Annotated in this window: 17 protein-coding genes; 6 read left to right on the top strand and 11 right to left on the bottom strand. The window is 65.7% G+C overall.

Translation table 11 applies throughout. From position 1 onward, the window contains the following. Positions 1–489 (bottom strand): RNA polymerase-binding transcription factor CarD, encoded by a 489-nt coding sequence (gene carD, locus CH289_RS12485; RefSeq protein WP_019663083.1) that lies wholly within the window; start codon positions 487–489, stop codon positions 1–3. Positions 490–936: 447 nt separating this feature from the next. Between carD and CH289_RS12480 the strand changes: the two genes are divergently transcribed. From CH289_RS12480 to disA, 3 genes are all read left to right on the top strand, one after another. Beyond that, the gene (locus CH289_RS12480; protein WP_371828088.1) at positions 937–1599 is read left to right on the top strand and encodes a copper chaperone PCu(A)C; all 663 of its coding nucleotides are present in this window, start codon (positions 937–939) and stop codon (positions 1597–1599) included. Between the two features lie 44 nt (positions 1600–1643). Next, positions 1644–3053, top strand: a complete 1410-nt coding sequence (gene radA, locus CH289_RS12475; protein ID WP_020110908.1) for a DNA repair protein RadA — start codon at positions 1644–1646, stop codon at positions 3051–3053. Between the two features lie 182 nt (positions 3054–3235). Continuing rightward, complete coding sequence (disA, locus tag CH289_RS12470; protein ID WP_019663080.1) at positions 3236–4333, top strand: DNA integrity scanning diadenylate cyclase DisA; 1098 nt, start codon at positions 3236–3238, stop codon at positions 4331–4333. Positions 4334–4336: 3 nt separating this feature from the next. On the opposite strand, the gene CH289_RS12465 is transcribed toward disA, so the two are convergent. Then, positions 4337–5077, bottom strand: coding sequence for a hypothetical protein (locus tag CH289_RS12465; protein ID WP_020110910.1), 741 nt, complete (start codon positions 5075–5077; stop codon positions 4337–4339). A 77-nt stretch (positions 5078–5154) separates the two neighbouring features. After that, entirely contained in the window at positions 5155–5778 is a 624-nt protein-coding gene (locus CH289_RS12460) for a carbonic anhydrase (protein WP_094727991.1), read from the bottom strand. A 104-nt stretch (positions 5779–5882) separates the two neighbouring features. On the opposite strand from CH289_RS12460, the gene CH289_RS12455 reads away from it, so the two are divergent. Continuing rightward, the gene (locus CH289_RS12455; RefSeq protein WP_094727990.1) at positions 5883–6758 is read left to right on the top strand and encodes an HhH-GPD family protein; all 876 of its coding nucleotides are present in this window, start codon (positions 5883–5885) and stop codon (positions 6756–6758) included. On the opposite strand, the gene CH289_RS12450 is transcribed toward CH289_RS12455, so the two are convergent. Both CH289_RS12450 and CH289_RS12445 read right to left on the bottom strand, forming a co-directional pair. Next, complete coding sequence (locus tag CH289_RS12450) at positions 6759–7565, bottom strand: alpha/beta fold hydrolase (protein WP_019663076.1); 807 nt, start codon at positions 7563–7565, stop codon at positions 6759–6761. It lies immediately after the preceding gene. A gap of 5 nt (positions 7566–7570) precedes the next feature. Beyond that, positions 7571–8308 carry an alpha/beta fold hydrolase gene (locus CH289_RS12445; protein WP_020110912.1) on the bottom strand — a complete coding sequence of 246 codons (738 nt, stop codon included), beginning with the start codon at positions 8306–8308 and terminating at the stop codon, positions 7571–7573. A 36-nt stretch (positions 8309–8344) separates the two neighbouring features. Here CH289_RS12445 and mhuD point away from each other — a divergent pair, with 36 nt between their 5' ends. Then, positions 8345–8653: a mycobilin-forming heme oxygenase MhuD gene (mhuD, locus tag CH289_RS12440; protein ID WP_019663074.1), complete on the top strand. Its 309-nt coding sequence runs from the start codon at positions 8345–8347 to the stop codon at positions 8651–8653. Here mhuD and CH289_RS12435 read toward each other — a convergent pair. The 4 genes from CH289_RS12435 to CH289_RS12420 all read right to left on the bottom strand — a co-directional run bounded on the left by CH289_RS12435 (position 8606) and on the right by CH289_RS12420 (position 14691). Next, the gene (locus CH289_RS12435) at positions 8606–10024 is read right to left on the bottom strand and encodes a sensor domain-containing diguanylate cyclase (RefSeq protein ID WP_094727989.1); all 1419 of its coding nucleotides are present in this window, start codon (positions 10022–10024) and stop codon (positions 8606–8608) included. The two genes, mhuD and CH289_RS12435, sit on opposite strands and share 48 nt — an antisense overlap. Positions 10025–10053: 29 nt before the next feature. After that, a complete protein-coding gene (locus CH289_RS12430) occupies positions 10054–12396 on the bottom strand; it encodes a putative bifunctional diguanylate cyclase/phosphodiesterase (protein WP_256977170.1) in 2343 nt (780 codons plus the stop codon). A gap of 219 nt (positions 12397–12615) precedes the next feature. Next, positions 12616–13053 (bottom strand): OsmC family peroxiredoxin, encoded by a 438-nt coding sequence (locus tag CH289_RS12425; RefSeq protein ID WP_019663071.1) that lies wholly within the window; start codon positions 13051–13053, stop codon positions 12616–12618. A 66-nt stretch (positions 13054–13119) separates the two neighbouring features. Next, on the bottom strand, positions 13120–14691 hold the full coding sequence (locus CH289_RS12420) for an MFS transporter (protein ID WP_019663070.1): 1572 nt from the start codon (positions 14689–14691) through the stop codon (positions 13120–13122). Positions 14692–14826: 135 nt separating this feature from the next. Here CH289_RS12420 and CH289_RS12415 point away from each other — a divergent pair, with 135 nt between their 5' ends. Next, positions 14827–16002 (top strand): lipase family protein, encoded by a 1176-nt coding sequence (locus CH289_RS12415; protein WP_256977169.1) that lies wholly within the window; start codon positions 14827–14829, stop codon positions 16000–16002. Positions 16003–16140: 138 nt separating this feature from the next. On the opposite strand, the gene CH289_RS12410 is transcribed toward CH289_RS12415, so the two are convergent. Together CH289_RS12410 and lysS are read right to left on the bottom strand one after the other, a co-directional pair. After that, positions 16141–18681: an ATP-dependent Clp protease ATP-binding subunit gene (locus CH289_RS12410; protein WP_019663068.1), complete on the bottom strand. Its 2541-nt coding sequence runs from the start codon at positions 18679–18681 to the stop codon at positions 16141–16143. Between the two features lie 294 nt (positions 18682–18975). Beyond that, positions 18976–20526: a lysine--tRNA ligase gene (gene lysS / locus CH289_RS12405; RefSeq protein WP_019663067.1), complete on the bottom strand. Its 1551-nt coding sequence runs from the start codon at positions 20524–20526 to the stop codon at positions 18976–18978. Positions 20527–20531: the final 5 nt, after the last annotated feature.

The following is a 20531-nucleotide window of genomic DNA, read 5'->3' as shown; positions in this document are numbered from 1 at the left end:
TCAGGATGCTGCGGCGAGTACTTCGTCCAGCATGGTGTCCGCCTTGGCCTGGTCGGTTCCCTCGGCCAGAGCCAATTCTCCGACGAGGATCTGACGGGCCTTGGCCAGCATGCGCTTCTCGCCTGCGGACAATCCACGGTCCTGCTCACGCCGCCAGAGGTCGCGAACTACCTCGGCAACCTTGTTGACGTCGCCCGAAGCAAGCTTCTCGAGGTTCGCCTTGTATCGACGGGACCAGTTGGTGGGCTCTTCGGTGTGCGGCGCACGAAGAACCTGGAACACCTTGTCCAGTCCTTCTTGTCCTACTACGTCGCGAACGCCGACATATTCGGCGTTGTCTGCAGGAACTCGAACGGTGAGATCGCCCTGAGCTACTTTGAGAACTAGGTACTCTTTCGGTTCACCCTTGATGGTGCGGGTTTCTATCGCTTCGATCAGCGCCGCTCCGTGATGGGGGTAAACGACGGTGTCTCCGACCTTGAAAATCATGTGTCCCGTGCCCCTTTCGATTTTCCCAGTTTACCACGCGCCCGGATCAACGGCGCAGGTCAGGGGCACGGAGCCGACGCGGCAGGGGTTGACATGGGCGCCTGGACGTGCAGTGCCGACCTCTCGAGTCGCCCCGCGGGCTCCGGTCTCGACCCCCGATTCGCATCCCTCCTCCGTGTGGCGCAGACGACACGGAGCAGCGCTTTCTCACCCCTCCGAGCATGCAATCGACACCCCGCCGACACGCCGAGAAGTCGGCAATCGGACAGCGTGTTCGCGCCCCAGCGATCCATCGCCGCGGGCTGACTACTACTCTGCCTAGTGGACCGACGAATCGGCTGAACGACGCAGCCGCCTCGCCCGCGCCATCGACACCGGCCACACCTGGAGGACGACGAAGTGACTGCGTTCATTGCTGCGACCGCGAACCCGAAGACCAGTACCAGCCTGGAGCCTGCGGTACGCCCCGGAAAGCGACTGGCAGCCGTTGTCGCCCTCGCAGCCGGCGGTGTACTCGCACTGTCCGCGTGCGGTGCAGGCCAGATCTCGCAGACGGCGACGCAGGTGTCCGCCGTCAACGGAAACTCCGCCGACATCGGTGACATCTCGCTGCGCAACGTCCACGTCGTCTACCCGCAGACCGAGGAGTACTCGATCGAGGCAGGCGGCAAGGTGGAGCTCGGATTCATCGCCGTCAACAACAGCCCCGCAAACGCAGACACTCTGACGCGCATCTCCACGACAGCGGCGTCGTCGATCACCGTCGGCGAAGAGCCGGGTGGAACCGAGATCGCACCGCTGACTGCACTCGGCGCCGGTACGCCCGTGGACAACGAGGCCACCAACCCCGACATTCCGCTCCAGTTCATCGTCGTCGAGCTCAACGGCATCGGCGAGGAAGTTCGTCCGGGCTTGACCGTTCCGATCACCTTCACCTTCGAAGACGCGGGCGACGTGGAGCTTCTCGTTCCCGTCGACGCCGGTCAGGTCCTCGAGCGCAACATCTCCGAGAAGTCCCCCGTCGAGGCGGAGCTGCACGGCGAAGCTGCGGAAGCCGAGCAGAGCGTCGTCGAGACCGAGGTCGAAGAAGGCGCGGACGGGAACAACTGATCTTCGACGCATTCGATGTCGGTGGTCACCTCTAGTCTTCTCCCGTGGCCAAACTGAAGTCCAACTACCGCTGTTCGGCCTGCCATCACACCGTCGCCAAATGGGTGGGGCGCTGCCCGGAGTGCGGTAGCTGGGGTTCGATGGACGAGGCCACGGTCCTCGCACCCGTCGCCACCCGAGCAGGCGCGTCCGGCCTCGGGGCCGGGAACACACGGTCGACGCTCGCGCCGATGATCCCGACGTCGCCCGCTGCCGCGATCACCCAGATCAGCAGCACGACGTCCCAGGCCAATTCCACCGGCATCAGCGAGTTCGACCGGGTTCTCGGTGGCGGCCTGGTCCCCGGATCCGTCGTACTTCTCGCGGGCGAGCCGGGCGTCGGAAAATCGACGCTGCTCCTCGAGGTCGTCCATCGGTGGGCACGGACGGGTGAGGACAGACGCGCTCTGTACGTCACGGGTGAGGAGTCCGCCGGGCAGGTACGTCTGCGTGCCGACCGCACCGGGGCTGTCCACGAGCGTGTGTTCCTCGCCGCCGAATCGGACCTTGCCACGGTGTTCGGGCACGTGGAGCAGGTCAAGCCCAGCCTGCTCATCGTCGACTCGGTGCAGACGATGCTCGCCGCCGACGTCGACGGAGTCATCGGCGGCGTCACCCAGGTACGCGCCATCACCAGTGCACTGACCTCGCTCGCCAAGACGACCGGAGTCGCGGTACTGCTCATCGGTCACGTCACGAAGGACGGCGCGGTGGCCGGACCGAGGTCCCTCGAACACCTCGTCGACGTCGTCCTCCACTTCGAAGGCGACAAACACTCCACCCTGCGGATGATCCGAGGCGTCAAGAACAGATTCGGCGCATCCGACGAGGTCGGCTGTTTCGAACTGCGCGAGACGGGCATCGTCGGCATCTCCGACCCATCCGGGCTGTTCCTGCACCACCGGACGGAATCCGTCGCAGGCACGGCGGTCACCGTCACCATGGACGGCAAGCGCCCCCTGCTCGCCGAACTGCAGGCACTCGTCGTCGAGACACACATGCCGTCACCGAGACGGGCCGTCAGCGGCCTCGACTCCGCCCGCGTCGCAATGATCCTCGCGGTCCTCGAGAAACACTGCGGCCTCAAGATCGCCAAGTGCGAGGTCTACGCCGCCACCGTCGGAGGTATGAAAACCACCGAACCCGCCGTGGACCTGGCCCTCGCCGCCGCCGTCGCATCCGGCGTCAACAACGTGCCACTCGATCCCGGCCTCGTCATCCTGGGCGAAGTCGGCCTCGCAGGCGAGATCCGCCGCGTGTCCGGCCTCGGCAGAAGACTCGCCGAAGCGGCACGCCTCGGCTTCACCCACGCCATCACCCCTCCACACGACGACCCGATGCCCGCCGGAATGAAAGTCAGAACAGTCACCAACCTCGCCGACGCCCTGACCTCCGTCCGTCCCCGCTCTCGCTAGTCAGCACGCAAATTCGGGTCATTCCGCGGGCTCCACTCCCGCAAATTCGGGTCATTCCGCGGGCTCCACTCCCGCATAATCGGGTCATTCCGCGGGCTCCACTCCCGCTCACGTAACCTCTTTCCTGCAGGACACGCACCACCCCTGCATCCGTGAACGCCGACATCGACGAGGGGATGAGCATGACCGACTCGACACGCGGCGAGCCGACGTCCCCTGTTCTCCGGGAGACCATTGCCCGCCTTGCCCCCGGCACTGCTCTCCGTGACGGGCTCGAGCGCATCCTGCGAGGCCGTACCGGCGGGTTGATCGTGCTCGGCTACGACGACGAAGTGGAAGCCATCTGCGACGGCGGATTCGAGCTGGACGTCGAGTTCGCCCCGACGAGACTGCGAGAACTGTCGAAGATGGACGGCGCCGTCGTGTTGTCGACCGACGGCAAGCGGATCGTGCGGTCCAACGTTCAGCTGGTGCCCGACCACAAGATCCCCACCGTGGAATCCGGTACGCGGCACCGCGCAGCGGAACGGACCGCGATGCAGACCGGCTACCCGGTCGTCTCCGTCAGCCAGTCGATGAGCATCGTCAGCGTCTACGTCGCCGGTATCCGGCATGTCGTCGAAGGTTCCGCGACGATTCAATCGCGCGCCAACCAGGCCGTCGCGACTCTCGAACGCTACAAAGCGCGTCTCGACGACAACACCCGGCAACTGTCGGTCGTCGAGATCGAGGATTTCGTGACCCTGCGGGACGCGTTGACCGTCGCGCAGCGGCTCGAGATGGTGCGACGCGTGTCGGTGGAGATCGAACAGAACGTTCTCGAACTCGGCACGGACGGAAGGCAATTGGCGCTGCAGCTGGAGGAGCTGCTCGGCGACAACGACATCGACCGTCAACTCGTCGTCCGGGACTACCTAGCAGGCACGGAACCTGCGGGCACGGCAGCGGTCGAGCGTGCGCTCGGCGCTCTGGACAAGCTGACCGACGTCGACCTTCTCGACCTGACGACGTTGGCGCGTGCGTTCGGCTATCCCGCGACGATCGAGGCCCTCGACACTCCGATGAGCCCGCGCGGCTACCGGGTACTGACGCGGGTACCGCGTCTGCAGTTCAGCCAGATCCACCGTCTGGTCGCATCCTTCGGCACTCTGCAGGGGCTTCTCGCGGCCACCGCCGCCGACCTGCAATCGGTCGAGGGCATCGGCGGCCTCTGGGCCCGGCACATCCGAGAAGGCCTGTCGCGCCTGGCCGAATCGTCCATCGCGGGGCCGTTCGACTGACGTCTAAGTGGTGATGTTGAACGGTTCCGGCGAGCTGCGCAGTTCACCGAGCTGGGCGATCACCTTGTAGGAACCGGCGCCGACGGGGACGCGTTCTTCACCGCAACCGGGAACCGAGTTGGTTCCCGACCACTTGACCGTGAACCCTGCCTGCTCACCCGGCTTGAAGGACCGCAGGTCCGACTGGGCGTCCGGGAAGCAGTCGGTGTTGGACCAGATTCGCTGATCGTCGAGGGTGAACACCAGAGCCTGCTGCAGACCGGCACCGACGTCACGTTGGCATTCCGTCGAGCTGATGTTGGTGATGACGACGGTGAATCCTGGCTCTTCGCCGACTCGGTACGTCGCCTTGTCCGGCGTCGCCTTGATCGCGAGACTCTGATCCGCGCACTGGTTGGAGGCCACCGGGAGATCCGCAGCGGGAGCAGCGGAGGTTCCCGAGGCTCCCGACGACGCGGGAGCGCCGCCGCCGGAGCCACCGGATCCTCCCGAACCGCCGGACCCACCCGAGCCGCCGTCCGATGCGGACGCCTGCTGCTGAGAACTCGTCGACGACGGGGCCGTGGTCGAGGGGCTTGCGCTCGACACGACGCCCGCCGGTTGGGTCTGCTGATCGTCCTCACCGCCACCGAGCGAGCTGATGAACCACACGATCAAACCGAGCACGACGACGGCAGCACCGATGGCGAGTGCGCGACGACGCCAATAGATTTCGGGAGGCAGCGGCCCGGTTGGTTGCAACACAGAACTACCGTAATTGGCGGTAGCTCAGCCATCCCGCAAGCACATACGGCGTGTCGCGTCGGACCTGGGTATTTACGTCAGGGCTTCTCGCCGATGTCGCCGATGACCTCTCGCAATCGCGCACTTCCCTCGGACAACTTGTAGGTCAATCCGACGATGGCGGCATCACCCGATTCGACTTTCGCCGCGATGATTCGGGAGCGCTGCATGAGCAGGTTGCCCGTTTCCTCGACGTGGCGGGCCATGAAATCGTCGACGTCGGTGTAGCCGTCGCGCCTGGCCGACAGGACCGACGGGGTGACGCGTTCGACGACGTCGCGGATGTAGCCGCCGGGGATGTCGCCGGAATCGAGTGCGTCCGTGGTGGCCCTGACGGCGCCGCACTTGTCGTGTCCGAGGACGACGATGAGGTGCGCACCGAGCACGGCTACGCCGTATTCGATCGAGCCGAGCACGGACGAGTCGACGGTGTGGCCGGCGGTGCGCACGACGAACATGTCCCCGAGGCCCTGATCGAAGATGATCTCGGCGGCGACGCGAGAGTCCGCGCAACCGAACAGAATTGCGCGGGGGCTCTGGCCGTCGGCGAGTCTGGTGCGGTCCTCGATACCCTGACTGGGATGCAGGGGGGCGCCGGCGACGAAACGCTGGTTACCCTCTTTGAGAGACTTCCATGCTGATGCTGGGTTGGAGGCAGGCATGTAAGTCATTGTGCATGGGTCGACGATTACCGGCGAGTCAGGTTCCCTCGCCGGTCCCGGACGGCCACCGGACCGTCGCGCGGACGAAAGGCTGTTGAGGACACGTGCCCATCGATACGGCAGCGTTGCTGAGCTGGTTCGATGCCGAGGAGCGGGATCTGCCGTGGCGTCGGCCCGGAGTGACTGCCTGGCAGATACTGATGAGCGAGATCATGCTCCAGCAGACACCGGTCTCTCGCGTGGCTCCGATCTGGGAGGAGTGGGTTCGGAAGTGGCCCGTTCCGTCGAAGATGGCGGCGTCGTCGCAGGCCGAGGTTCTGCGGGCCTGGGGCAAGCTCGGCTATCCGCGTCGGGCTCTGCGGTTACACGAATGCGCGTCGGTCCTGGCGTCCGAGCACGGTGACGTGGTGCCCGACGACGTCGACATTCTCCTGGGATTGCCCGGTATCGGCGCGTACACCGCGCGTGCGGTGGCCTGCTTCGCCTACGGTCGGCGAGTTCCGGTCGTCGACACCAATGTTCGTCGTGTCGTCGCCCGTGCTGTGCACGGCGAGGCGGAGCCGGGTAATCCGTCGACGACGCGTGATCTCGCGGACGTGGACGCCCTGCTCCCCCGCCTGAAGGCTCGCGCGGCGCGGTACTCGGCGGCTCTGATGGAACTCGGCGCGTTGATCTGCACGGCGAAGAACCCGGCCTGCCTGCTGTGTCCGCTGCCGAAGTGCTCGTGGATCGACGCGGGGAGACCGGCGTACACAGGTCCGGCCAAGAAGGTGCAGAAGTTCGCCGGCACCGATCGACAGGTGCGCGGAAAGCTGATGTCCGTGCTGCGGGAGAGTCCCGGCCCGGTGGAACGGGCGCAGTTGGACATCGTGTGGCTCACCGATCCCGGTCAGCGCGACAGGGCGCTGGATTCGCTGCTGCTCGACGGTCTGGTCGAGCAGACCGAGTCCGGTCTGTTCTGTCTGGCGGGCGAGGGCTGATCAGCGCAGGAAGTCCGCCAGAACCTTGTTGACGACGTCGGGCCGTTCGAGGTAGCCGAAATGCCCGGTGTCCGGGATCTCCTCGTAGCGTGCTCCCGGAATTGCCTGGGCGACTTCACGGCTGAGGTGCGCCGGGATCAATCGGTCGTCGGCGAATCCGATGACCAGAGACTTCGCGGTGATCTTGCGATACGCCGTCAGCCGCTCGGTGCCCGCGCGCATCTCCAGACCGATCTGTGCGCGTCGGCCCGCAGTCGGCTGCCCACCCGAGAATTCCAGCACGGCAAGCCAATCCGCGATCGCTTGCTCGTTCCGCAGCGTTGCGGGCGAGAAGTTGTTCATCGCCGTCATCGCCGCACGGTAGGACGCGGGGAGCGTGATCCCGGCGTCGTACAGATCGCGTTCGGCCTGCGACCACGCCTTCTGCATCGTCGACGACCGCCCGTACGTCGCCATCATCACGGCGTGGGAGACGAGGTCGGGGCGGGCGAGCGCGAGTTCCTGCGTGACGCGCGCCCCCATCGACGTACCGACAACGCGTGCTCGCATGCCACCGAGATGCTCGATCAGCGCGGCCGTGTCGGCGACGAGGTCGTCGAGCATCATGGACCGGCCGGCCTCGAACGACGGCGAAACACCCCGGTTGTCGAACGTGACGACCCGAAAACCGGCCGTCACCAGCGCGGGCACCTGATGCGCCTTCCACACTCGCCCCGGGCTGCCGGTTCCCATCACCAGGACCACGAGGGGGCCGGAGCCCGTGACCTCGTAGTCGATTTCGATTCCGTTGAGCTTCGCCGACGACATTCGCGTCATCGTAGTGCGGTCAGGAAGCTCGTCACCGCCTCCTGGTAGATCTGCGGGGACTCGTCGTGGATCAGATGGGCCGCGCCGGGCACGAACACGTACTCGGACTTCGGGTTCCGCGCGTGCATCTCCGCCATCTGCCCGTCGGGTGTGATCCCGAACTCACCTTCGAGAAGCAACGACGGCACGTCGACGGCTTCCCACTCCGCCCAGAAGTCCCGCCTTCCCCATTCCGACGAGATGGCCTCGAACGTCGAAACCTCACCGTGCAGGTACCACCCGTCCTCCCGTCGGGTGAACGAATCCAGGAAGTATCGGCCCGCCACCTCCCCGAAGTAGTCGAGGACGGCGGCCTCCGTCGGAAACGGCTGCGGCCAGTTCCTGATCATCGCGGCCCAGGCGTCGGCCGTCCTGCCACGGAAGTCCGGCGCGATGTCCTCGACGACGAGGGCCGTCACCAGTTCCGGACGGGCAGCGGCCAGGCACCATCCGTGCAGGGAGCCCATCGAGTGGCCGATCACCGCCGCCCCGCCCAGCGTCTCGGCATGCGCCGCCAGATCCTCGACGAAGGCTTCGGTGGTCAATGTCGAGGGCGGCGGACGCCGGTGGCCCGGAGCGTCGTACGTATGGACGTGGCCGAGGGTGCGCAGCCAGGGAAGGGCGCGCCGCCACGTCCCGGAGCTGCCCATGAGCCCGTGCAGCAGCAGGATCGGCGGGCCGTCTCCACCCTCGTCGTGCAGCATCGAGGACGATGGTAGCCGCGCAGGTAATCTGGCGTCATGGCTGTCGTCAAGATCAACGCAATCGAGGTTCCCGAGGGCGCTGGCCCCGAGCTGGAGAAGCGCTTCGCTGCACGAGCAGGTGCCGTCGAGGGTTCACCCGGCTTCCTCGGTTTCCAACTTCTCCGCCCCACCAAAGGCGAGGACCGCTACTTCGTCGTCACGCAGTGGGAGACCGAAGAGGCCTTCCAGCAGTGGGCGTCGGGACCTGCCAGGGCCGCTCATTCCGGTGAACGCGCGAAGCCGGTCGCCTCGGGGGCGTCACTGCTCGAATTCGAGGTCGTGCTGGATGTGACTCCGGGGCGCTGAGCCGTGCCGCGGGTCCGAGTGTCTGTGCACCGCGTACCCCGTCGTTCGTGATTTCTTCGCGGTGTACATCGCCGAGTCGGCGCGCCGGAACAGGTCGTCGGCATCGGCGGTGTAGTTCTCGTCCACCGCGATGCCGATGCTGGCCGCGACGGTGATGTCGAAGCCGTCGATTCCGAACGACACTGCGAGTCCCTCGAGAATGCGCATCGCCACACCCACAGGATCGGGTCCAAGGTGCAGGACGACGAACTCGTCGCCGCCGAACCGCGACACGATGTCGCCCTGGTCGACGGCATCTGCCAGGAGAGTCGCCACGAACTGGAGCGCCCGGTCACCCACCGCGTGACCGAGGGTGTCGTTGATCATCTTGAAGTTGTCCAGATCGACCACCAGAACCGCTATCGGACAAGGGTTCCCGTGGACCCTCACGTCTGCGATGCGCTGACGCACCAGCACCCTGTTGGCCAGACCGGTCAACGGATCGTGCGCTATCCGACGACGCAGTTCCGTCTCCAGGTCCTGCCTGCGCATCGCCGCGGACACCACACCTGCGACCGTCTGCAGGTAGGCCAGCTCTCCGTCGCTGAATTCCCCTGACTCCGCGCTGTACACCGCGAGCACTCCCCACGGCTCATCCGATCCTTCGATGACCACGGCGGCGCCGCTGCGCACGCCTCGTGCCACCATGAAATCCGTCGGGAATCTCGTTTCGGTGTCCCGGTCCGCGCACGTGACCGGAGCGTCGGAGCGCAACGCGAGTCCAGCATGCGACAAGCGCGACAACGGAATTGCGGACGGCGGGGCGCTGGGACCGGAGTAGGACACGGCCAACAGTTCGGAGCGATCCGGAGCGCTCGGCTCGAAGACGACGGCACAGTCCATCCCGGCGAGCGCCGCAGCAGCGTCGGTCGCCTCGGCGAGAATACGAGACCGACCGGCAGTCAACGCAGTTCGACTCAGGTCGGCGACCGTCCGCTGCTCACGCGCGTGGGCAGCGGCGTCCGCGACGGCTTCGCGCAGGCGGCACTCGACGTCGAACCGTCCGCGAAGGTCGCGTGCGACGACGGCCACGACAGGCGTGCGAGCATGTCGTCCCGTGACGACGAACGCCGATACCCAGACAGGGATGTCGGCGCCCGAACGCACGTGCCGCAGGACACTGTCTCCGGTCCAGACGCCACCTGCACCGAGTGCCCGCAGGACTGGGTCGACATCTCCTGCGACACGCAGCGATTCCCTGAACTCGATGCCGGCCGCCCCGGCCCCGACGAGCCCCTGGGCGGCCCAATTGGCGTACGCCACATGACCGTCCGCGCCCCGCAGGTACATCGCGTCGGGCGAACGTTCGGCAATCGCGGCGAATTCTGCCACCCAGTCCGGGACCTGTGGCTCCTCGATGTTCAGTTTCGATTCGCTGCCGATCCGACGGCTTTCGCACCATGAGAAGCCGATGACGAGGGCAGTGACGGGTGCGATTCGGGGCTCGGTCGGCCGGCCCCGACGAGGCTCTCGATTCGATCGATCGAGGTCTCCAGTTCTTCCTCGGGGACCGGATGACCGATGTGGAACCCTTGTGCACCGTCACACCCGAGTGCGCGCAGGCGGTCGAGAGTCTTGGCGTCCTCGACGCCCTCCGCGACGACGGTCATGCCCAGGCTCCGGCCGAGATCGATGGTCGACCGCACGATCGACGCATTGGTCGGTTGACTGTTCATGGCCGTGACGAACGACTTGTCGATCTTCAGGGTCTGGACCGGCAAGGATCTCAGGTAGGCCAACGAGCTGTAGCCGGTGCCGTAATCGTCGATGGCGAGCGAGACGCCCAGATCCCGGAGCGCGACGAGCGAATCGACGGAACGACGGGGGTCGGTCATGGCCGTGGTCTCGGTGACCTCGAACTGCACCGCCGATGCAGGGACACGGTGGGATTGCAGGGCGGTGGCCACGTTCTCCACCAAGGTGGCGTCCAGCAGGTTGCGGACCGAGAGGTTGACGGACACGCGGAAGTCCGACCGATTTCGGCGGAGGGTGCTGCAGCATTCCAGCGCATCGTCGAGGACGTAGGCGGTGATCGAAGGGAGCAGACCCGAGCGTTCCGCGTCGGGGAGGAACGACCAGGGCGAAATGAGGCCCTCGCGTGGATGCTGCCACCGCAACAGTGCTTCGACTCCCGAGATCCGGCCCGTCTTCAGATCCATGCACGGCTGGAAGAACACCTGCAGTTGCCGTTCGCGGATGGCGGTTTCGAGTTCCCCGAGCAGTCGCATCTGATCGTGGCGGTCGGAGTCCATAGCCGGGCTGTACAGCGACGAGCGTTCGTGGCCGTGCTTGGCGAAGGTGAGCGCGACGTGGGCGTGCTGCAGGAGGGCCTCGGCGTCGACGACGGCAAGCTTCGAGGACTCCACGACGCCGACCGTCGCGTCCAGAGCCACATTGATGTCGCGGACGAACATGGTCTCGCTGACTGCGCTGCGAAAATGATCCGCAGCTACCGACGTGGAGACGACCAACCGGTCCGCGGCCAGGGACACCACGAACTGGTCACCGCCGAGACGCCCGACGACGGAATCGCTCGCCGCTGCCGCCGACAACCTCTGCCCGATCTCACGGAGCACGCGATCCCCGACCGGATAGCCGAAGGTCTCGTTGATCTGCGCGAAGCGGTCGACGTCGACGACGAACACGACGACACCACAGGCACCGGCGTCGGCGAGGGAGCGGTCGAGAAGTTCTTCGAGGTGGCGTCGGTTGGCCAGCCCCGTCACCGGGTCCGACACCGCGGCGATGGACAACGCTTCGGCCTGTCGGCGCAGCGCCGCCAGGAAACATGCCATCCGCGCCGCGACCAGTACGACGGCAAGAACCGACGACCCGAACACGACCCAGCCCCATTCGGAGACCGGCACGCCGCGTACGAGTTCGATGCCCATCACGACGGGAGACAGCAGAATGCCTGCACTGAGCCCAGCGAGCCGAGTGCGTTCGACGACCCGTCTCGGCTTCTCGTCGGGCACGGTCCAGAGTTTTTGTGGCGGATACAGGGTCGCTGCCGTCAGAAGGATGTAGCCGATGAGCCATCCCGCGCTGACCACGCTCGTGTCGCGGAATTCGAACCGCTCGACGGCGAGGAAATTGATCCACGCCGACACCGCGAACGTCACGAAACCCGCCGCCGTCATCGTGAACGGCAATGTTCGTGCACGCTTGGACAACAGGAGGATGACGAGCAACGAGACGACGAAGCCGTCTGCGGTGGTGTAGACCACCACAGGCCAGTACTCGGAGAACGCATCGAACCCGAGGGAGATGTCCGGGCGGCTGCCGACGACGAAGATCCACGCAGCCAGCCCGACGCCGGTGGCAACGATCGAGCCCTCCAGTGCGTCCTCCAACCGGAGAACGCGATGGCCGTTGTCGTCGTGGATCAGAAGCACACCGACGATGAACGCAGCGTGCCCGAGAAGGTAGGCGGCGTCGGCCGGCGAGACCATCGGCACGGTTGTGTCGCCCAGTAGATACACCGCGGTGATCAGATCGCCGAGGCCCCACGCCACGAGGCCCATCAGCAGGAAGAACCACGTGGGTCGGTTGGCGAGGCTCCGGTGCTTGCTGACGCAGGCGAACGTCACGACGCAGGCGGCGGTGATCAGCGCGTACACCGAGATCCTGGGCAATCCGCTCGGCAGCCACAAGTAGACGCCGGTACCCACCAGCCCTACCGACAGGAAGCTCGACCACCTCATGCCCCGAGTGAGTCCTTTCCGGGTCCCAACCACCGTCGTGTCCGTTTGTTCGAATCGCGTCAGGCGTACGAACTGCATTCGATGCCGTTTGCCGTTCGGATTGCTCGACTTGTCCAGGATCTCAGACACGACGGTTGGAAGGTTATCTAGCCTCCCTCACTTCTTCAGTGACAGGTCACAATTTCGGGCGATCAGCCCGTTTTCTTCGGTGGTCGGCCGTCAGGACTCGAGCGCTGCGTCGAGGGTGATCTCCACACCGGTGAGAGCCTTGCTGACCGGGCATGTCTCCTTCGCGGCCTGCGCTGCCTTCGCGAAGCCCTCGGCGTCGAGGCCGTCGACCTCACCGCGAACGGTCAGCGCGATCCCCGTCAGCTTGAACCCTGGGTCGTCCGGTCCGAGAGAGACCTCGGCCTTGACCTCGAGACTCTGCGGCGTGCCACCTGCCTCCGCGATGAGGGCGGACAGCTGCATCGCGTAGCACGACGAGTGCGCCGCAGCGATCAGCTCTTCCGGACTGGTGGTGCCGTCGGCGTTCTCGGCAGCACGCTTGGGAAACGAGACGTCGAACGTTGCTGCGCCGGAACTGGTGAGTTCCACCTGACCCGAACCGGCTTCCAGAGTTCCGTTCCATGCAGTGCGCGATGTACGTGTGGGCATAGCGTCTGACTCCTCTCGACATGCGCCCGGCCGGACGACAGGGCCGCATACTCGAAGGCTAGCGATTCAATCCGGCAGACTCCTGCTGTCCTGGGAATGATAGTGCGCCAGAAGCCTTTTCTCCTCGTCATGACGAGGGAATGCGAAGAACACGAGGACTGCTCCGACGACCACCACCGCGATCGCGGCCGCATACGACCGTTGATCACCGTCGAGAAACGCCTGCCTCGCGGCGTCGATGATCTGATCGCCGTACTGCGGATACCGCTCGGCCATGTCGGCCGCGGACGAAAAGGACTTCGTCAGGATCGACTGAGTCTCGGTACCGACCTGGCTCGCCTGCGGCGAATTCGCGATCGCGGACGTCAACGACGCTGCATATCCCGCCGTCAGCAGGGCCCCGAGCGTCGACTGCATGATCGCGCCGCCCAGATCGCGCTGCAGATCCGCCGTTCCCGACGCCATTCCTGCCCGATCGACGGGCACCGACCCCGTCAACGAGCGCGACGCCGGGGTACCGGCGAACCCGACGCCGATTCCGAGCAGCACGTAGCTCAGGGCGACGAACAGGTAGGAGACGTTCTCCTTCCAGGTAGCCCACGCGACGACGAGACCGAGAACGATGAACAAGTAGCCGAGCAGCAGCGTGAACCTCGACCCCTTCGACTCGACCAACTTCGCCGACTGCGGTGCGACGAGGACCATGGCGGCAGCCGCGGGAAGCGTCGACGCCCCGGCTTGCAGAGTGGAGTACTCGAGCACGTTCTGCAGGAATTGCTGACCGACGAAGATGACGCCCATCAGCGAACCGAAGACGATGATGCCCGCGAGCGCCGCCGCCCAGAAGGTCTTGCGGCGAGCGATGGACAGGTCGTACAGCGGGAACTCGGCACGTGCCTGCCGCAGCACGAACACCGCACCCGCCGCCAGGGCAATCGCCCCGAGTCCGATCGCGAGTGTCCCTTTGCCGTCGACCGGTGCGAAGTTGATGCTCAGCACGAGCGCCGCGATGAACACCACGGACACCATGCCGCCGAGGTTGTCCACCGGGTCGGTGGTCTCGTTGACGTGGGACGGTACGAGCACGGCAGCCAGCAGCAACGCCAGTCCGGCCAGCGGAAGCGTCACGAGAAACACTGCACCCCAGTGAAACTTCTCGAGCAGCGCCCCCGACAGCAGCGGTCCCAGTGCGGACAGGGCACCGCCCAGCGCAGACCACAGTGCAATGGCCTTGGTCCGCGCCGGCCCCGACCACAGCGCCGTGATCAACGCCAGCGTCGTCGGATACGCCAGGCCCGCCGACACACCTCCCAGTAGTCGTGCGCCGAACAGCACCTCGAAGTTCGGCGCGAATCCGGCGATCACACATGCAGGCACCGACAACGCCATGCCCAGCACCAGAAGCATCTTGCGGCCGTACCGGTCACCGAGCGCGCCCAGATACAGCACCGACGCCGCCAACCCGAGCGAATAGGCAACGGCGATCAGGTTGAGCTGCGTCTGGCTCGCGTCGAAGTCCCGGCCGATCTCCGGCAGCGCCACGTTCGCTACGGCAAGGTTCAGATTCGCCACCGCAGCGACCAGGATCAGAACGAACAACACCAGTCCGGCGCGGGCCGGCTTCGAGTCGAGGGGCACGACCGTCAGTCAAGCGCATCGCCCGCACACTGCGCCTCACCTGTTGGGTGCGAAGTTCTGCCGCCCCCTCTCGCTCGCAAGAGTGGGCGCGTCGTTGGCCTGCGACCCCGGTCTGTCCGCACTACGGTGACGGCTGTGACTCGAATCCGGTGCACGGTGCTCATCGCCCTCGTCGTGGCCTCGTTGGGAGCGGCACCTGCTCAGGCCGATCCGCTCACCGACTTCTACTCCGCACCCGTACCCGACATCGCCGCGCGAGCAGACGGCGATGTCGTGCGATCGATCCGCGTCGGACCACCTCTCGGCGACGGACTCGGGCTGGACATCGACCGAATTCTTTACCGCACCACGAACACTCAGGGCGACCCGACGGTAGTCTCCGGCTACACGATGACACCGACCGCACCCTGGCCGGGGCCAGGCCCGAGGCCCGTCATCGCCTACGCCCCGGGAACATCCGGGATGGCCGACCGATGCGCCGGTTCGGCAGTGCTGGGAACCGTCGGGTCTTCCCCCGCTGTCCTACCACTCCTCCTCGCCGGATACTCCGTCGCCGCCACCGACTACGTGGGCCTCGGAACCCCGGGCGGGCACACCTACCTCGAACGAGTCGACGCAGCTCACGCCCTGCTCGACGTCGCACGCGTCGGCGCCGGGGACTCGGACGCACCTGTCGTCCTGTTCGGCTACTCCGAAGGCGGCCACGCCGCGGGGGCCGCGGCAGAACTGGCGGCGTCGTACGCACCGGAACTCGACGTCCGCGGCTCGTACATCGGCGCGCCACCGGCCGATCCGACGCTCAACATCGACAACCTCGACAACACGCCGCTTGCTCCTGCACTGCTCTACGCTGTCGGCGGGCTGATCAACGCGCACCCTGACGACGCCGAACGACTTCGCTCACAATTCAATTCGAACGGTCAGGCTCTGCTCGACGAGTCACAGAACTGGTGCTCGACCGATATAGCCGCCAGCCGGCTCCTGCGATCGACCGACCTCACCTCCGACGGCCGATCCCTCGCAGCACGGCTCGCCGAGGAGCCCGCGGCAACGCTGATGCGCGCGAACACCGTCGGATACGGAATGCCGAGCGCCCCGGTTCTTCTGTCGCAATCCGTCGCCGACGACACCGTGCCGATCCAGCAGAGCCGGACACTCCGAGATCGCTGGACAGCAGCCGGATTCACCGACCTCACCTACATCGAGTACCCGATCCCCCGCGTCCCGGTTCCCGGCGTCAACCACGCCCCCGGTGGATTGATCGCCTATGGCGACGTCATGCCCTGGATTGCGGGCCTCCTCGCGCACTGATCCCGGCCCACCCCCGGCATCGATGCCGGCTGCCCGACGTGATCACACCCCCGGCGAGGCAGGCAGCTGAACACCCCTACGCAGCAGAGCGGGCCGCACCCCGTGAGGGATGCGGCCCGCTGTGGTGGAACTACCCGACTACTCGCTGTCGCTGTCGCCAGCGGCCTTGGCCAGGTCGACCGGAACCTCGTCGGGAACGGTGATGGCCTTCTTCTCGCCGCGGAACGTGAACTTCGCGTCCTCGCCTGCGCCTTCGCCGTCCCAGTTCTCGACGTCGACCAGGACGATCTGTCCGGGCTCGATCTCGCCGAAGAGGATCTTCTCCGACAGCTGATCCTCGATCTCGCGCTGGATGGTGCGACGCAGCGGCCGCGCACCCAGAACCGGATCGAATCCACGCTTGGCGAGGAGGGACTTCGCCTTCTCGGTGACCTCGATGGCCATGTCCTTGTTCTTCAGCGCACCCTCGACGCGGTTGAGCATGAGATCGACCATCTGGATGATCTCGTCCTGGGTGAGCTGGTGGAACACGACGATGTCGTCGATACGGTTCAGGAACTCCGGGCGGAAGTGCTTCTTCAGCTCGTCGTTGACCTTCAGCTTCATGCGCTCGTAGTTCGAGCCGGTGCCTTCACCCGAGGAGAAGCCGAGACCGACTGCCTTCGAGATGTCCGAGGTACCGAGGTTCGAGGTGAAGATGAGCACGGTGTTCTTGAAGTCGACCGTGCGTCCCTGGCCGTCGGTGAGACGGCCGTCTTCGAGCACCTGCAGGAGGGTGTTGTAGATCTCCTGGTGTGCCTTCTCGATCTCGTCGAACAGCACGACGGAGAACGGCTTGCGGCGGACCTTCTCGGTGAGCTGGCCGCCCTCTTCGTATCCGACGTATCCGGGAGGAGCACCGAACAGACGCGACGCGGTGAAGCGGTCGTGGAACTCGCCCATGTCGATCTGGATGAGCGCGTCGTCCTCGCCGAACAGGAAGTTCGCCAGTGCCTTGGACAGCTCGGTCTTACCGACACCGGACGGGCCGGCGAAGATGAACGAGCCGGACGGACGCTTGGGGTCCTTCAGACCCGCACGCGTACGGCGGATGGCCTTGGAGACGGCCTTGACGGCCTCGACCTGCCCGATGATCCGCTTGTGCAGCTCGTCCTCCATACGGAGCAGACGGGTGGTCTCCTCCTCGGTGAGCTTGAAGACGGGGATACCGGTCCAGTTTCCGAGGACCTCGGCGATCTGCTCGTCGTCGACCTCGGCGATGACATCGAGGTCACCGGAACGCCACTGCTTCTCGCGCTCGGCACGCTGCTGAACCAGCTGCTTTTCCTTGTCGCGCAGGTTCGCGGCCTTCTCGAAGTCCTGCGCGTCGATCGCGGATTCCTTTTCGCGACGCGCGTCGGCGATCTTGTCGTCGAACTCGCGCAGGTCCGGCGGCGCGGTCATCCGGCGGATGCGCATCCGCGCGCCCGCTTCGTCGATGAGGTCGATTGCCTTGTCCGGCAGGAATCGGTCGTTGATGTACCGGTCCGCCAGAGTTGCTGCCGCGACGAGTGCACCGTCGGTGATCGAGACACGGTGGTGTGCCTCGTAACGATCGCGCAGACCCTTGAGAATCTCGATGGTGTGCTCGACGGTGGGCTCGCCGACCTGGACGGGCTGGAACCGCCGCTCGAGAGCAGCGTCCTTCTCGATGTACTTGCGGTACTCGTCGAGGGTGGTTGCACCGATGGTCTGCAGCTCGCCACGAGCAAGCTTGGGCTTGAGGATGGAGGCCGCGTCGATAGCGCCCTCGGCGGCACCTGCGCCGACGAGCGTGTGCAGCTCGTCGATGAACAGGATGATGTCGCCGCGAGTGTTGATCTCCTTGAGAACCTTCTTCAGGCGCTCCTCGAAGTCACCGCGGTAACGGCTGCCTGCAACCAGCGACCCGAGGTCGAGGGTGTAGAGCTGCTTGTCCTTCAAGGTCTCGGGGACCTCGCCGTTGACGATTGCTTGCGCGAGCCCCTCGACGACAGCGGTCTTACCGACACCGGGCTCACCGATCAGAACAGGGTTGTTCTTGGTACGGCGGCTCAGGACCTGCATGACGCGCTCGATTTCCTTCGCGCGGCCGATGACGGGGTCGAGCTTGCCTTCGAGTGCAGCCTGGGTCAGGTTGCGCCCGAACTGGTCGAGCACCAGCGACGTGGACGGCGTACCGGCCTCGCCGCGGCTGCTGCCGGACTCCGACGGCTCCTTGCCCTGGTAGCCGGACAGTAGCTGGATGACCTGCTGACGCACGCGGTTGAGGTCGGCACCGAGCTTGACCAGAACCTGGGCGGCGACGCCTTCACCCTCGCGGATCAGCCCGAGCAGAATGTGCTCGGTACCGATGTAGTTGTGACCGAGCTGCAGAGCCTCACGCAGGCTGAGCTCGAGGACTTTCTTGGCGCGCGGGGTGAACGGAATATGACCGGACGGAGCCTGCTGGCCCTGACCGATGATTTCCTCGACCTGGCTGCGGACTCCTTCAAGGGAGATACCCAACGACTCCAGAGACTTCGCCGCTACGCCCTCACCCTCGTGGATGAGCCCGAGCAGGATGTGCTCCGTGCCGATGTAGTTGTGGTTGAGCATCCGGGCTTCTTCTTGAGCCAGGACGACAACACGCCGCGCGCGATCGGTGAACCTCTCGAACATCGCTCTCCCTCACTTCTCGGTGGGAGGTAGCACTTCCCACCAGGTCTTCTAGCACCACAGTATCCAGTACACGGGGTCGCTCGGCATCGGAGGCGCTCGACGACGACAACTACAACGTCTACGCCTCCAGCCTCACTGTAGTTGGCCGGTCGTTCACTCGCCGACCCTCGGCCCCCTCGGATCAACGCTCGGCGTTGCTGTGGGTGACTGAAGTGCCTGCTTACAGTTCTTAACGCGGGCCGATGCGTATTCGTTTCCGATTATCTGTCCGCTGCTGGCGAACAGCCGAGGGACTCAGCCCTGCGGTTTCACGATGGGAAACAGGATGGTCTCCCGAATGCCGAGGCCGGTCAGCGCCATCAGGAGCCGGTCGATTCCCATGCCCGTGCCCGTGGTGGGCGGCATGCCCTGCTCCATCGCCGCCAGGAAGTCCTCGTCGAGCACCATCGCCTCGTCGTCGCCGGCGGCAGCCTGACGGGCCTGATCCTCGAAACGCTCACGCTGGATCACCGGGTCGACGAGCTCGGAGTACCCCGTGGCCAGTTCGAAGCCGCGGACGTAGAGATCCCACTTCTCGGTGACGCCCGGCTTGCTGCGATGCTGGCGAGTCAGCGGCGACGTCTCCACCGGGAAGTCACGAACGAACGTGGGCGCGGACAGGCCGTCGCCGACCTGGTGCTCCCACAGTTCCTCGACGAGCTTCCCGTGGCCGTAGATGGGCTTGCCGTCCTTGCGAGGAACCTCGAGCCCGACCTTCTCGGCGAGCGCGAGCAGCTCGTCGACAGTCGTGTCCGGGGTGACGGTGACTCCGATGGACTCCGAGAGCGACGGGTACATCTCGAGCGTCGTCCACTCACCACTCAAGTCGTACGTGGTGCCGTCGGGGAGCAGCACGATCTGTGTGCCGAGGGCGGCCTGCGCGACTTCCTGGATCAACTCACGCGTCATCCGTGCGGAATCGTCGTACGTCCCGTACGCCTCGTACGTCTCGAGCATCGCGAACTCCGGTGAGTGCGACGAATCCGCGCCTTCGTTACGGAAGTTGCGGTTGATCTCGAAGACCTTCTCGATACCGCCGACGACGCAGCGCTTCAGGAACAGCTCCGGCGCGATCCTCAGGTACAGGTCCGCGTCCAGCGCATTGGAGTGCGTGACGAACGGGCGTGCAGCCGCGCCGCCATGCAGCGTCTGCAGCATGGGCGTCTCGACCTCGAGAAAGCCGCGGCGCTCGAGTGCAGTGCGAAGCTCACGCACGACGGCGATGCGCTTGCGCGCGACCTCACGAGCCTCGGGGCGAGTGATCAAATCCAGGTAACGCTGACGGATGCGCGTTTCCTCGTTCAATTCCTTGTGCGCAACCGGCAACGGACGCAATGCCTTCGACGCGATCTGCCACTTGTCGGCCATGACGCTGAGCTCGCCGCGGCGACTCGAGATGACCTCGCCGTGCACGAACACGAAGTCACCGAGGTCGACGTCCGACTTCCACGCCGCCAGCGCGTCCTCCCCGACTCCGGCGAGGCTGATCATCGCCTGGAGCTGGGTGCCGTCGCCCTCCTGCAGCGTCGCGAAACAGAGCTTTCCTGTATTGCGGACGAAGATGACGCGTCCGGCGACGCCGACGAGCTCGCCCGTCGCGGTATCGGCATCGAGGCTCGGGAACTGCTCCCTGATCTCCAGCAGCGAATGCGTGCGGTCCACGGACACGGGATACGCCTCTTGCCCCTGCTCGAGCAGACGGTCCCGCTTGGCACGACGAATCCGAAGCTGTTCCGGAGTGTCCGACAGCTCTTGGGCGTCCGACGATTCTGGAACGGCGGCGGTGGGGGAAGCTGCGTCAGTCACGGAAG

Source organism: Rhodococcus sp. RS1C4 (genome assembly GCF_002258225.1).
Taxonomy (GTDB): domain Bacteria; phylum Actinomycetota; class Actinomycetes; order Mycobacteriales; family Mycobacteriaceae; genus Rhodococcoides; species Rhodococcoides fascians_E.
Note: the sequence above shows the minus strand (reverse complement) of the source record. Positions and strands in the feature narration are given on the sequence as shown.